Origin of the sequence: Gallibacter sp. Marseille-QA0791, assembly GCF_965119705.1 — a bacterium.
Classification (GTDB): domain Bacteria; phylum Bacillota; class Clostridia; order Peptostreptococcales; family Anaerovoracaceae; genus Lentihominibacter; species Lentihominibacter excrementipullorum.
Genome location: NZ_CBCPMH010000001.1, coordinates 2,448,137 through 2,461,426, shown reverse-complemented (window position 1 = coordinate 2,461,426; position 13,290 = coordinate 2,448,137). Strand labels below are relative to the sequence as shown.

Below are 13,290 nucleotides of genomic sequence, written 5' to 3'. Positions count from 1 at the left end.
TCATTTTTCACTGCTGATCGTATCGATAGCTTTACGTATCCCTTCCTCAACGGTCATCTCCGTCTTATCAGCATCTCTTCGCATTTTATACTCTATCATCCCATCAGCCGCGCCTCTTCCTACAGTTATTCTGATAGGTATGCCCAACAGATCCGCATCCTTGAACTTGACGCCGGGACGTTCTTTTCTGTCGTCGATAAGGACCTCCACGGACGCTTTTCTCAACGTCTGATAGATCTCTTCCGCTATCTCCGCCTGTACCCGGTCCTCCGGCTTCATCACCGTTATCATCACGTGATACGGGGCGACCGCTATCGGCCATATTATACCATTCTCATCATGATGCTGCTCTATTATGGCTGCCATGGTCCTGGTGACACCGATGCCGTAACACCCCATAACGATAGGATGATCTTTCATGTTCTCATCCTTATAATACGCTTTCATAGCCTCGCTGTACTTCGTGCCCAGCTTGAAAACCTGGCCGACCTCGATCCCTCTGGCATGCTTCACCGGTGCTCCGCACACAGGGCACGGATCACCTTCCGCCAGTACCTTTATATCTGTTACGATGTCGCCTTCGTAATCCCTGCCGTAATTGACGTTTATCAGATGATGATCCTCCTTGCATGCTCCCGCGCAGAGATTTTTAAGACCCGGAAGCTCGCTGTCCACGACTATCTTACAGTCGTGGAGTCCCACAGGGCCTGTGAAACCGCCCACACATCCCGTCGCTTCGCCCATCTTTTCCTCGTCGGCGAATTCGATGGCGTGTTCCGGTATACCCAATGCGTTGACCAGCTTGGTCATATTCAGCTCCCTGTCGCCTCGAACGAAAGCCGCCACATATCCGTCCTCATTACCTTCGCTGTCGTAGGTTACAAAGAGGAGGGCCTTCATGGTCTGATTCTTGTCCAGCTTGAGGAAATCAGCCACCTCTTCTATCGTCTTGGTTCCCGGAGTGTGTACCTCTTCCATCGGCAGCATCTCCACGTCATCCTGGGATGGCGCGTCAGCGCACTCTGCCCGCTCCACAGTCGCCGCCATAGAACACTTCTCGCAATATGCTATCTCACTTTCGCCCACCTCGGACAGCGCTGTGAATTCGTGGGAATTGCTTCCTCCTATGGCTCCCGTGTCCGCCTCCACCGGTCTGAAGTCCAGTCCACACCTGGTGAATATCTTTTCGTAAGCGGCATACATCTCATCATAGCTCTTGTCGAGACCGGCCTGATCCCTGTCAAAGGAATAAGCATCCTTCATGATGAACTCCCTGCTTCTCATGAGTCCGAACCTCGGCCTCGCCTCATCTCTGTATTTTGTCTGTATCTGATAGAGATTCATCGGCAGCTGCCTGTACGAGCTGATATCATTTCTGGCTATGTCGGTGAAGATCTCCTCATGTGTAGGTCCCAGACAAAAATCACGGCCATGCCTGTCCTTTATACGCCACAGCTCCGGGCCGTAAGCATACCATCTTCCCGATTCCTGCCACAGCTCTGCCGGCTGTATAGCCGACATGTGTATTTCCTGCCCTCCTGCCGCGTCCATCTCTTCTCTCACTATCTCTTCTATCTTTCTGAGGGTCCTCCAGCCCAATGGCATGAAGCCGTAAACACCTGACGCCAGCTTTCTTATCATCCCCGTCCTCAGCATCAGGATATGACTTGGTATCTCAGCTTCGGCCGGTACCTCTCTCAGTGTTTTCAAGTGCATTTTCGACAATCTCATTATCAGTTTCTCCTTATCTGCTTATGGAACACACCGCCTCAGCAGCTATGCCTTCCTTTCGGCCCACAAAGCCCAGCCGTTCAGTAGTGGTCCCTTTTATATTTATCCTGCTTTTATCTACATTCAATGTCCCGGCGATATTTGACCGCATCTCGTCGACATACGGGCTTATCTTAGGAGCCTGCGCCATCACAGTCACATCGGCGTTGACGATAGAATATCCTGCTTCAGCCAGCTTCTCCCCCACCTGCCGCAGCAGCACCATGCTGGAAATCCCTTTATACTGCTGATCGGTATCGGGGAAATGCCTGCCTATATCGCCCATGGCCGCCGCTCCCAGCAGCGCATCCATCAGCGCGTGGACCAACACGTCCGCATCGGAATGACCGTCGAGTCCTCGGTCATAAGGTATCTCTACCCCTCCCAGTATCAGCTTTCGCCCCGGGGCGAAGGCATGTACATCGAAACCTGTGCCTGTCCTGTTTTCCATAGGCATGTCCTCTCTCGTCGTTATCTTTATATTGCCGTACTCGCCGTCCACCAGCGTGACCGGGTATCCGGCTCTCTCCGCCAGCACCGCGTCGTCAGTACCATAGAAACCTTCAGCGAAGGCCTTCTGATACGCCTTCTTCAACGTCTCCAGCCTGAAGCCCTGCGGTGTCTGGACCGAAAAATACATGCTTCTGTCGACGCCGGAGCTGGAAATGCCATCATCGTCAAGCCTTCTCAGGCTGTCCTTCACCGGCACGCAGGCGGTGGCCGCTCCACTGTCTGCCGCAGCTTCCAGGACGTTTCTTATCACGCGGTGGCTGACGAAAGGTCTGGCCCCATCATGCACCAGCACGTATCCGGTATCGGGGCATTTGTCCTCCAGCGTCTTCAACGCGTTCCAGACTGAATCCTGCCGCTGTGCTCCTCCCGCCGTTACGGCTGTCATCTTCTCTATCCCGTACCGGCTCGCTATGGATCCGCAACATCCGACGTATTCCTCGTTGGTCACGACGATTATATGGTCTATTTCATCTGCATCGGAAAAACGCCTAAGCGTCTTCGCCAGCATTGGCTCGCCATTGATATCAAGATACTGTTTGGGGACAGGCCCTCCCAGCCTCGTTCCTCTTCCCGCTGCCGCGATTATTGCCGCCGTCTTTTTCCCTCTGTACATAGCTATCCTCTATTGCCCGCGGGCTTGGCGAATATCATCCTGCCCGCTGAAGTCTGCAGCACACTGGTCACTATCACTTTGATAGTCTGTCCGATGAAGCGTTTACCATCTTCCACGACTATCATGGTGCCATCATCCAGATATGCGACGGCCTGATTGTTCTCCTTGCCTTCCTTCACCAGCGAAAGGATCATTTCCTCTCCCGGAAGGACCACAGGCTTCAAAGTATTGGCCAACTCGTTTATATTGAGCACCTCGACGCCCTTTATCCCGGCTACTTTATTGAGATTGAAGTCGTTGGTAACAACTTTGCCGTTCATTATCTGAGCCAGCTTCAGCAGCTTTACATCCACCTCCGGTATCTCCTCCAGAGCCTTCTCAGCTTCTGTATTGTATATCTCTATACCGTATTCTTCCTGTATCTTGTTTAAGATATCCAGCCCTCTCCTTCCCCTGTTTCGCTTCAGCGCATCCGACGAATCGGCTATATGTCTCAGCTCCACCAGCACGAATTCGGGTATCACGATATTTCCTTCTATGAATCCCGTCTTCATGATATCGGCTATCCTCCCGTCGATGATGACACTGGTATCGAATATCTTGGGGGTCACTTCGTTCTTCGATCTCGAAGACTTGCCTCCTCCCACCGACGAGATCAGCTTTGATCTGGTCCAGGCAGACCTGATATCCTTACCTTTGGTGGTGGCTATGACGATACCCAGATATCCCAGTATTATATATGTAACGATATTGAGGATTACATCCAGATACGGTATCGTTATGCCTACATAGATCTGGCTTATCAGAAAGGCGATAATAAGACCGGCGATAAGCCCTAAGGTCCCCATGACCAAATCATTGACGGAAACCTTTTGCAGATCCACTTCTATGTTGTTGGCCATCTTATTTCCCTGCCTCTTGATAGTCGGTGTTAATCTGAAAAATATTAAACCGAAAATAATTGCAAATAAAGCAGCGATGCACAGTTCCTGTACTCCTGAAAAATCGACCAGATCCTCGTACCCCGCGAGAGCGACGAAAAATCTCGCCAACGAAAAGACACCGTAACCTACTATCGCGCCTGCAAGCGTAAAGACAGCCCTGACAAGTTTCTTCAGCATTCTTTCTCACCTCCTTTCTTCGTTCAATAGCTTTGGGCATACTTGTAAAATTACCCAGTATGATTATAGCACAAGTTCTGTACCTCGCCAACAAATTATGGTAGAATCACTACAGAAGCTTCATATACAAATCACATAGAACATTTATTCTTTTATATATAATATACGAGTACAAGAAGGAGGTTTTATATATGGCAAAGATATTAGTGGCAGACGACGAACAGAAGATAAGAGAGGTCATCAGAGAATACTCCGAATTCAACGGCCATGAGATCACCGAAGCTTCCGACGGCATGACTGCGGTCGGGCTCTGCAAGCTCAATGACTATGACCTTATCATCATGGACATCATGATGCCTAAACTTGACGGATTCACCGCCTGCAAAGAGATAAAGAAGATGAAAGATATCCCGATCATAATGCTGTCAGCCAGAAGCGAAGAGTACGACAAGCTCTTCGGATTCGAGCTGGGCATAGACGACTACGTCGTAAAGCCCTTCAGCCCCAAGGAACTGATGGCAAGGGTCAACGCAGTCCTTTCCAGGAACAGTGCTGCGGAAAAGCCTGCGGAAAAAGTCATGAAGTTCGACGGCCTGGAAATCAATATACCGGCCAGAACCGTGTATGTCGATGGAGAAAAGGTCGAACTGACGCCAAAGGAATATGACCTGCTGTTCTATCTGGTAGAAAACAAAAACATCGCCCTTTCCCGCGATAAACTGTTGTCAGATATATGGGGATATGACTTCTTCGGAGACGACAGGACAATAGATACTCATATAAAGAATCTCAGGAACAATCTGGGGAAATACAGAGACTACATAGTGACACTGAGAGGGGTAGGTTATAAATTTGAAGCTTAAACTCGACTCCAAGAGCATAAAATTCAAAACATGGCTGTACTTCATACTTTTCGCCGCCTTTCTGATGATAGTCCTGTGGTTTTTCCAGGTGTTCTTTCTCAACAGTTTCTACGGAGTCATGAAGGACGAGCAGACGAGGAGTGTCGCGAGAGACATAGAGTCCTCCTATGAGCGCAAGAGCAGCGAAAAGTTCCTGGAAGCGGTGGAAAGCATATCCACGACCAATGATATGTTTATATACGTGGTCTCCCAGGACGGCAAAACCATGTATTTCCGACCTTCAGGCGACAGCACCGTAGCTCAGTATTACATGGACCAGATAGACGCCCTCAATAAAATCATGCTGGAGGAGAAAACCGACTCAGTATACAGAAGAATAAAAAGCGATGATTCCAAAGACGTACTGGCTTTTGGAGAACTGCTGACTTCTGATGACAAGGAGTCCATGCTGGTGTACATATTCTCGCCTCTGTATCCTGTGTCGTCGACGATACATATCCTGACTAACCAGCTGATATATGTGACTTTCATCTCACTGGCCGTAGCCTGCCTCATATCCTTCTATCTTTCCATAAGGATAACGAGGCCTATAAGAGCCCTCACCCGCTCTGCGGAAAAACTGGCGGACGGCGAGTACGGGATCGTGTTCAAGGGCGGCCATTATACGGAGATCAACAATCTGGCCGATACCCTGACGCGGGCATCCATAGAGCTGGAAAAATCCGATATGCTTCAGAAAGATCTGATAGCCAACGTCTCCCACGATCTGCGCACTCCGCTGACGATGATAAAATCCTACGCCGAAATGATACGTGACCTGTCAGGCAACAATCCGCAGAAGCGTGAACAGCATCTTCAGGTCATAATCGATGAAGCCGACAGACTCAATATGCTGGTGGGAGACCTGCTCTCCCTTTCCAGGATGCAGTCCGGTAAAATGGTGCTGGAGCGAAGTGATTTCAACATTACTCAGGCAGCCCGAAGTATCCTCAATACCTATAAGATAATGGAGGACGAACAGGGCTATATATTCAAGCTCAACTGTAATACCAACTACATCGTCAACGGCGATGAGGAAAAGATAAAACAGGTGATCTCAAACCTGCTTACCAACGCCATCAAATTCGCCGGCGACGACAAAACCGTGATACTGTCCCTGAAGCGACGTGGAAAATACGTGCTCTGCCAAGTGGAAGACCACGGAGTCGGCATCGCGCCCGAAGAGCTGAATCACGTCTGGGAAAGATACTACAGAGCCAGCTCCAATATGGTCAGAGCTTCTGAAGGATCAGGACTTGGTCTTTCCATAGTCAAGGAGATACTGTCTCTGCACAAATCCAACTTCGGAGTGGACAGCACCGTCGGCAACGGGACCACATTCTGGTTTGAACTCAATTTCGTGAAAGCCGAAAAAATGCGCAATGTATTGTCCTCGCCTGAGGCTTCACCTGAAGAAAGGAACAAATAGACGATATGAACGACAATAAATACATATTGGATTGTGATTTTCATACCCATACCGGATTTTCCGATGACTGCTACGTCTCAGTAGATGAAATGCTGGAAGGCGCTGCAGCCCAAGGAATAAAGACATTGGCTGTGACAGACCACTATGATCCCGGCTACCCGGATCCGGAATTCCCTTTTACCATCGATTTCGACGATTATCAGAAAACAATGCTGGAAAACCGAAAAAAATACCGCGGCATCATGGATATCAAGATCGGACTGGAAGTCGGAATCATGGAAGGCCAGTTCGATGCCGCCGATCGGGTGATAAACGCCTTTCCATACGACGTTATCCTGGGGTCTTTCCATTGTCTGAGAAGTATCGACCTCTACACCTTCGACTTCACCGACGTGGATGGTCCGGCCATGTTGGAAGACTTCTATACTTATATGTACGACTGCCTCAAAGTCTTTCACAATTACGATGTAGTGGGACACTTCAGCATCCTCGACAGGTATATCGGGAAGCTGTACGATTACGCTCCCTTCGGTGACGTTATCGATGAAACGCTGAAGCTACTGGTCCAGGGAGGCAAAGGTCTTGAAATCAATACTTCAAGCTTCAAATACGGTACCGGGACATGGCTGCCCCGAGAGTCTATCCTCCGAAGATACAGGGAGCTGGGCGGTGAGATACTTACCTTTGGCTCAGATGCCCATTCTCCGGAGCACTACAGATTTCATTTCAACGATGCAGTGGAGCTGGCCAGATCCTTAGGGTATAAATATTACTGCGTATTTGACCAGCGAAAGCCGGAATTTTTCCCGCTGTGAGGATCCGATCATGAAAAGCGAGAATTTCAAATGGTACAGCCACATAGACTGTGAATTTTTCCCATGCCATGAGGGGGCGGATCCAGACAGCTTCAACTGCCTGTTCTGCTATTGTCCCCTCTATGCGTTAGGAGACGGATGCGGGGGCAATTTCACATATACTGATGATCTGAAGGATTGCAGCCTCTGCCTGATACCTCACACTGCCGGCGGCTATGACTACATCGTTTCCAGGTTCAGCGAGATATCTCTGCTGGCCTCGGAAAGCAGAAGCGACAAATAAAGCGCGGATTCGATCCGGATTCGTTAAAAAATGCCTGAGACATTGATAAAAATCAGCTCTCAGGCATTTTTCATATGAAAGATGATATGACGCGAATGTCACCCACAACCGATCCTTACAGCATCAGCGACTTCGTTTCCATAAACTCTCCGAATCCGTCTTCCCCATTTTCTCGTCCCAGGCCCGACTGCCTGTATCCACCGAAAGGAACTTCTATCGAGAAATTCCCGTTGTTGATATTCACAGTTCCTGCCTTCATTTTACCTGCAAACCTGAGGGCATCCTCCTGCCGGCCGAACACCGCCCCCGCAAGTCCGTATATGGTATCATTGGCTATCTGAAGCGCTTCCTCCTCCGTATCGTAATAGATGATACTGAGAACCGGTCCAAATATCTCCTCCCTGGCTATTGTCATATCGCTGGTTACATCGGTGAAAACAACCGGCGAGATATAGTAGCCGTTCTCACAATCTCCCGGTATCTGACCCGCTATCATCTTCGCACCTTCTTCAAGGCCCCTTCTCAGATAAGCGCAGACTTTATCGAATCCCTTTCTGCTGGCAAGAGGGCCTATCATCATTTTTTCGTCTTGCGGGTCACCCACGGTGAAAGTCTTTGCGAAAGAAACGATGTACTCTTCCAGTTTTTCCTTTATCTCTCTTGGCGCGACCATCCTGGTAAGAGCCGAACATATTTGCCCCGTATTGAGGAAACAACCCATCATCGTACTCTTGGCGGCCTTTTCATAATCAGCCGATCTCAATATCACCGATGCCGACTTGCCGCCCAATTCAAGAGCTACCTTTTTGACATTGCTCTCGATGCCCATCATGCCGACTTTCTTTCCCTGTTCCGTGGAACCGGTAAAGGAAACCATGTCCACATCCTCGTGTTTCGCCAGCAACGTTCCTACTTCGCTTCCTCTTCCTGTCACGATGTTTATGACACCTGCCGGCAGTCCCATCTCCCTCGCCGCTTCCGCCAGGACAAATGCCGATACGGGAGCTATCTGGCTTGGCTTGAGAACTATACAGTTTCCTGCCGCTATGGCTGGGAATATCTTGGCCGTCTCCTGATATATCGGATAATTCCACGGTGTCAGGCACGCGATGACGCCGATAGGCTCATACCTGACCGCCATGTCATCCCCGACTTTCTTCTCATACTGATATCTCCTTGCCAGCTCAGCGTAATATCGTCCATGCTCGATGGAGCTTTCCACCTGTAAACCATAAACATACTTTACCGGCGTTCCTATCTCCGCCATTATCGTCTTACCCACTTCATCGCTGTGTTTTTCTATATAGTCGGCGAATTTCTCCACGTAATCAGCTCTTTTTTCAGGCGAGAGCGCACTCCAGGCAGGCTGCGCCGCCCGTGCCGCCGCCACCGCTTTGTCGACATCGACTTCATTACCGTCAGGGACCCTTGCGAAAACTTCCTTCGTAGCCGGATTCTCGACCTCGATATATGCTCCGCTGTTCCCTTCCACGAATTCTCCGTTTATATACAATTTATAGTCTTTCATTATTATATTACCTCCTGATCTCTATTTTACAGTCCGTCACTGTAGAAATCAATAAATCGATCTGATGTATTCGATTATGCGCCCATTCTTTCCCGGCAACACGGCATATATAAAAAAATTACATACATTTTCGAATTTCTTCGAAATGTATGTAAAAGTCTCGAAAGACATGTCCGTCTGGCCTGACCGGGCAGACCGACATAGCCCGTCCGGTCAACACTCGGCCAATGCTCAGACAACGCTCAGACAGATCATCATCATCGATCCGCCCCTGCCGCTATTCCCCCATGAAATACCTTCCATAGGCATCGGCAGCTTTAAGAGCTGCGAACACCTTGGCCGGAGTCACTTCAAACGGCATGTTGTGAAGGGTGTCATTCTCCGCACAAGCTGCCTCAGCCACTTCCATGATCTGCTCATCGGTTATGTCCTCAGCTCCCAGCTGCTCCCACGTTACAGGAAGGCCTACTTCTATGCAGAAGCTGATGACCTCCTCCAAGTCCTCCATCGGCACGTCTTCCAATACCAGCTGAGCGATAGTCCCAAAGGCTACCTTTTCTCCGTGATACATTCCATGGCATTCCTCCAGCACTGTCATCCCATTGTGGATAGCATGGGCTCCCGCAAGTCCCGCGCTTTCGAAGCCTATCCCCGAAAGCAGCGTGTTAGCTTCGATTATCTTCTCCACAGACTCGGTGCAGACTCCCCGTTCAACGGCCAGCTTGGCCTTCACGCCTTCCTCCATCAGCGTGTTGAAGCAGAGCTCTGCCAAAGCCATGGCCGCCGCCGTGGAATTACCGCCGGCACACGATACGGCGCCGCTCCTCATGCAAGCTCTCGCTTCAAAATAAGTCGCCAGCGCATCACCCATACCTGCTACTGTCAGGCGAACAGGCGACTTTGCTACGATATCGGTATCCATCATGACCAGATTAGGGTTAGCCGGTAAGAAGAGATATTCCTCGAAAACCCCCGAATCGGTATATATCACGGAAAGCGCGCTGCACGGCGCGTCGGTGGACGCGATAGTAGGACAGATTATTACAGGCGTCCTGTTGTAATATGCTACCGCCTTGGCCGTATCGAAAATCTTTCCTCCGCCGATGCCTATCATCAAATCGCATCCTTTATCCTTCATCAGCCCCGAAAGTCTGTCTATCTCCGTCTTACTGCACTCGCCATTGAAATAATCGAATTCCGGTTGACAATCCACGCCTTTGAAGCTGTCTTCTATCTGAGGGCCTATCCTCTTATATCCGCCTGAGCTTATGAGGATAAGAGCTTTTTTGCCATATCCTGCCGCATAGGTCCCCAAGTTTTTCATCTCTCCCGCGCCCTGTATATATTTAGATGGGCTTATCAAAATCTTAGACATGAGAATCTCCTTTCCATAATAATAGAGTTTTTGTTTATCCCGCAGCCTTTATTCATCGCTTATAGTATACCATATACACGAAATCAGTCCACTTAAAAAAACGCTTTGCTGCATATTTGAGAAAAAAGCTCACGTGCAGACCACACAGCATCACATACATCCGCGGAAAGTCCACAGGCAAAAAAGAAAACGACCTGCCGGAATGGAAGACCATCCTGAGGCAGGCCATTTTCTCTAAATCAAATTAAATAAATAGGTGGAGGAATTCATTTCAGAATTCTTTCTATTTGATGCAATCCGCTAAAACCCTGAGGAACTCTCGGCAGTCATCAGGATATATCTCGCCCATATTGGCTACCTGGAACATGCCCATCGCCTCGTATTTTCCCTTGCCGCTGTAAACGACATATCCCCTGCTTTCCATATCGCTGAGGAACGCCTTCAGATCCTTACCTTCCGGCAGGAATACGGATGTTACTGTATTAGCCATCTGGCTCTCATCGTCAAGCAGCAGCTTGAGCCCCATATCCTTCATTCCTTTTCTGAGTATGCCGGAGCATTCCTTATACCTGGCAACTCTGGCTTCGACACCGCCATCGGCCAGCGCATTGTCAAGGGCAGCTTCCAAAGCCCAGAACAGATTCACATTAGGAGTGTTAGGAGTCTGGTTCTTATCTCTTGCATAGATGTAATGCTTTGCCAGATTCAGGTAAACGTTCTTGCCCATTTCCGGAGTCAGCGTTTCGAAAGCGTCTATCTTTCCGCATATGTAAGCGGAGCCTGGATAAGCGCCCAGACATTTACCTCCTACGGAAGTAGCGAAGGTTATATGGAAATCGACGATATCGATGAGTTCGCCGGCTGCAGCCGATACGCAGTCCACGAAGTACCATTTGCCATATTTATCTGCCAGGTCGCCCACTTCCTTGACAGGATTTATCATTCCGGTGGAAGTCTCGTGGCATACCATGGCCACTACCTTGATAGCCGGGTCGGCCGCCATCATTTCCTCGACCTTGCCCAGGTCAGGCCTTTCGCCCCATGGGAACTCACAGTCAACGAGAGGTATCTCGTACTTCTCGATTATCTCCAGCAGTCTTCCCCCGAATTCCCCGTTTCTTATAAGCATTACTTTCTCGCCTTCGTTGAATATCGAAGAGAGAACAGTTTCGTTGGAAGATGTCCCGGACCCTGATACTATCACGGATCTATAGCTGTCGTCCGCCTTGAACAGCTTGTTGATCTTGGCAGTTGTCCTTGCGAACAGCTCTTCGAACTCTGCCCCTCTGTGGCAGATATCGTAGTGTGTCAATGCCTGTCTTACGTTTTCCTTGACCATGACAGGTCCCGGACTGAATAGTTTTGGTGCGCTCATTTCTACACTTCCTTTCATTTCATCTATGAAAATATTTCATGAAATATTTTATTCCTCTGACCAGTTTTTGGCTCTCTCAACAGCTCTGTGCCAGTTGTACAGCAGCGATTCTCTCTCGTCGACGCTCATCTTAGGCTCGTATCGCTTGGCCAGCTTCCAGTTGCCCTCCAGCTGCTCGATGGAATCGAACTCGCCTATTCCCAGGGCTGCCAGCTGCGCTGCGCCCAGTGCTGTCGTATCCTGTATCACAGGCACATCGACAGGTATACCCAGCAGATCCGCCTGGAACTGCATCAGGAAATTATTGGCTGTCGCGCCTCCGTCTGCCCTCATTATCGTTATCGGCATATCGGAATCCATGTTCATTACATCCAGGTTATCCTTCACCTGATAGGCTGTCGCTTCCAGCGTGGCCCTGACTATATGCTCCCTCGTCGTTCCTCCTGTTATGCCAACTATCGTTCCTCTGGCGTAGGAGTCCCAGTGAGGGGCGGCCAGGCCTGAGAAGGCCGGTACGAAATATACTCCTCCGTTATTCTTGACGGAATAGGCCATCTCTTCAGTTTCCGCAGCGTTCTTTATTATTTTTATACCATCTCTAAGCCACTGAGTAGCTGCTCCTGTTATGTATATCCCGCCGTCCAGCGCAAACGTCATCTTGTTATTGAGCTTCCATGCCACTGTGGTGAGAAGGCCGTTCTTTGAATATACAGCCTTGTCTCCGGTGTTCATCAGCATGAAGCATCCGGTTCCGTACGTGCACTTTATGGTCCCTGATCTGAAGCAAGCCTGCCCGAACAGCGCCGCCTGCTGATCGACCACAGAGCCTGAGATAGGTATCGAAGCCCCGAGAAAATCCAGAGGATCGGTCTTTCCATACATCATGGAGCTGTCGCATATCTCCGGCAGGATCGACTTGCTTATCCCCAGTATGTCCAGTATCTCCTCGTCCCACTTGCCCGTATGTATATTGAGCATCATCGTCCTGGACGCAGTGGAACAGTCGGTCACATGGACTCTTCCGTGAGTCATCTTCCATATGAGCCACGTATCCAATGTTCCCGCCAGGATGCGGCCTTCCTGTATCTTTTCTTTAACCCCGTCCACATTGTCTATTATCCACTTTATCTTAGGGCCGCTGAAATATGAATCAGCCATCAGCCCCGTCTTTTCCCTTATTATCTCACCGTGTTCCTTAGTGAGCTCATCGGCATATCGTGCCATTCTCCTGTCCTGCCATACGATGGCGTTGTATACAGGCTCTCCCGTCACCTTATCCCAGAGCATCACAGTCTCACCCTGATTATCTATGCCGATACACTTTATCTGGTCGGCGCTGACGCCACCCTTTTCAAGCGCCATGCTTATGGATTCCAGCACTCGCTGCCACAGCTCCAGCGGATCGTGCTCGACCCAGCCCGGTTTCGGATAATATTGTTTGTGCTCCTTATAACCTCTCGCTATCACATTCCACTGTTCGTCCAGTAAAAGCGTGGTAGTCCCCGTCGTCCCTTGATCCAATCCGATATAATACATTTTCTTCTTACTCATAATCAGACCTCTTTT

The 13,290-nt window shown here is 49.6% G+C and carries 11 protein-coding genes; 4 read left to right on the top strand and 7 right to left on the bottom strand.

Annotated features, from left to right (window positions below; genetic code table 11):
• The 3 genes from ACQY69_RS11300 to ACQY69_RS11290 are packed head-to-tail and all read right to left on the bottom strand — an operon-like array spanning position 1 to position 4,017.
• Positions 1-1,731: a proline--tRNA ligase gene (locus ACQY69_RS11300; protein WP_428260621.1), complete on the bottom strand. Its 1,731-nt coding sequence runs from the start codon at positions 1,729-1,731 to the stop codon at positions 1-3.
• Between the two features lie 13 nt (positions 1,732-1,744).
• Positions 1,745-2,896, bottom strand: coding sequence for a 2-C-methyl-D-erythritol 4-phosphate cytidylyltransferase (gene ispD, locus ACQY69_RS11295; RefSeq protein ID WP_428260620.1), 1,152 nt, complete (start codon positions 2,894-2,896; stop codon positions 1,745-1,747).
• A 2-nt stretch (positions 2,897-2,898) separates the two neighbouring features.
• Positions 2,899-4,017 (bottom strand): PIN/TRAM domain-containing protein, encoded by a 1,119-nt coding sequence (locus tag ACQY69_RS11290; protein ID WP_428260619.1) that lies wholly within the window; start codon positions 4,015-4,017, stop codon positions 2,899-2,901.
• A gap of 191 nt (positions 4,018-4,208) precedes the next feature.
• Here ACQY69_RS11290 and ACQY69_RS11285 point away from each other — a divergent pair, with 191 nt between their 5' ends.
• Genes ACQY69_RS11285 through ACQY69_RS11270 form a run of 4 tightly spaced genes read left to right on the top strand, consistent with a single transcriptional unit; the run spans position 4,209 to position 7,446 of the window.
• Positions 4,209-4,880, top strand: a complete 672-nt coding sequence (locus ACQY69_RS11285; protein ID WP_428260618.1) for a response regulator transcription factor — start codon at positions 4,209-4,211, stop codon at positions 4,878-4,880.
• Positions 4,870-6,348 (top strand): sensor histidine kinase, encoded by a 1,479-nt coding sequence (locus tag ACQY69_RS11280; RefSeq protein ID WP_428260617.1) that lies wholly within the window; start codon positions 4,870-4,872, stop codon positions 6,346-6,348. Before ACQY69_RS11285 ends, ACQY69_RS11280 begins: the two co-directional genes overlap by 11 nt.
• Before the next feature lie 5 nt (positions 6,349-6,353).
• Positions 6,354-7,163 carry a histidinol-phosphatase HisJ family protein gene (locus ACQY69_RS11275; protein WP_428260616.1) on the top strand — a complete coding sequence of 270 codons (810 nt, stop codon included), beginning with the start codon at positions 6,354-6,356 and terminating at the stop codon, positions 7,161-7,163.
• Between the two features lie 10 nt (positions 7,164-7,173).
• Positions 7,174-7,446, top strand: a complete 273-nt coding sequence (locus tag ACQY69_RS11270; protein ID WP_428260615.1) for a cysteine-rich small domain-containing protein — start codon at positions 7,174-7,176, stop codon at positions 7,444-7,446.
• A gap of 115 nt (positions 7,447-7,561) precedes the next feature.
• Here ACQY69_RS11270 and ACQY69_RS11265 read toward each other — a convergent pair whose 3' ends face one another.
• The 4 genes from ACQY69_RS11265 to glpK all read right to left on the bottom strand — a co-directional run bounded on the left by ACQY69_RS11265 (position 7,562) and on the right by glpK (position 13,275).
• Positions 7,562-8,974, bottom strand: coding sequence for an aldehyde dehydrogenase family protein (locus ACQY69_RS11265; protein WP_428260614.1), 1,413 nt, complete (start codon positions 8,972-8,974; stop codon positions 7,562-7,564).
• Between the two features lie 277 nt (positions 8,975-9,251).
• On the bottom strand, positions 9,252-10,349 hold the full coding sequence (locus tag ACQY69_RS11260) for a glycerol dehydrogenase (protein WP_428260613.1): 1,098 nt from the start codon (positions 10,347-10,349) through the stop codon (positions 9,252-9,254).
• A 283-nt stretch (positions 10,350-10,632) separates the two neighbouring features.
• Positions 10,633-11,724: a pyridoxal-phosphate-dependent aminotransferase family protein gene (locus tag ACQY69_RS11255; protein ID WP_428260612.1), complete on the bottom strand. Its 1,092-nt coding sequence runs from the start codon at positions 11,722-11,724 to the stop codon at positions 10,633-10,635.
• Positions 11,725-11,772: 48 nt separating this feature from the next.
• Positions 11,773-13,275, bottom strand: coding sequence for a glycerol kinase GlpK (gene glpK, locus ACQY69_RS11250; protein ID WP_428260611.1), 1,503 nt, complete (start codon positions 13,273-13,275; stop codon positions 11,773-11,775).
• Positions 13,276-13,290: the final 15 nt, after the last annotated feature.

What these genes read in the sequence shown, in the direction of transcription:
- ACQY69_RS11300 (WP_428260621.1), bottom strand. Translation starts at nt 1,731, where the DNA reads ATGAGATTGTCGAAAATGCACTTGAAAACACTGAGAGAGGTACCGGCC.
- ispD (WP_428260620.1), bottom strand. Translation starts at nt 2,896, where the DNA reads ATGTACAGAGGGAAAAAGACGGCGGCAATAATCGCGGCAGCGGGAAGA.
- ACQY69_RS11290 (WP_428260619.1), bottom strand. Translation starts at nt 4,017, where the DNA reads ATGCTGAAGAAACTTGTCAGGGCTGTCTTTACGCTTGCAGGCGCGATA.
- ACQY69_RS11285 (WP_428260618.1), top strand. Translation starts at nt 4,209, where the DNA reads ATGGCAAAGATATTAGTGGCAGACGACGAACAGAAGATAAGAGAGGTC.
- ACQY69_RS11275 (WP_428260616.1), top strand. Translation starts at nt 6,354, where the DNA reads ATGAACGACAATAAATACATATTGGATTGTGATTTTCATACCCATACC.
- ACQY69_RS11270 (WP_428260615.1), top strand. Translation starts at nt 7,174, where the DNA reads ATGAAAAGCGAGAATTTCAAATGGTACAGCCACATAGACTGTGAATTT.
- ACQY69_RS11265 (WP_428260614.1), bottom strand. Translation starts at nt 8,974, where the DNA reads ATGAAAGACTATAAATTGTATATAAACGGAGAATTCGTGGAAGGGAAC.
- ACQY69_RS11260 (WP_428260613.1), bottom strand. Translation starts at nt 10,349, where the DNA reads ATGTCTAAGATTTTGATAAGCCCATCTAAATATATACAGGGCGCGGGA.
- ACQY69_RS11255 (WP_428260612.1), bottom strand. Translation starts at nt 11,724, where the DNA reads ATGAGCGCACCAAAACTATTCAGTCCGGGACCTGTCATGGTCAAGGAA.
- glpK (WP_428260611.1), bottom strand. Translation starts at nt 13,275, where the DNA reads ATGAGTAAGAAGAAAATGTATTATATCGGATTGGATCAAGGGACGACG.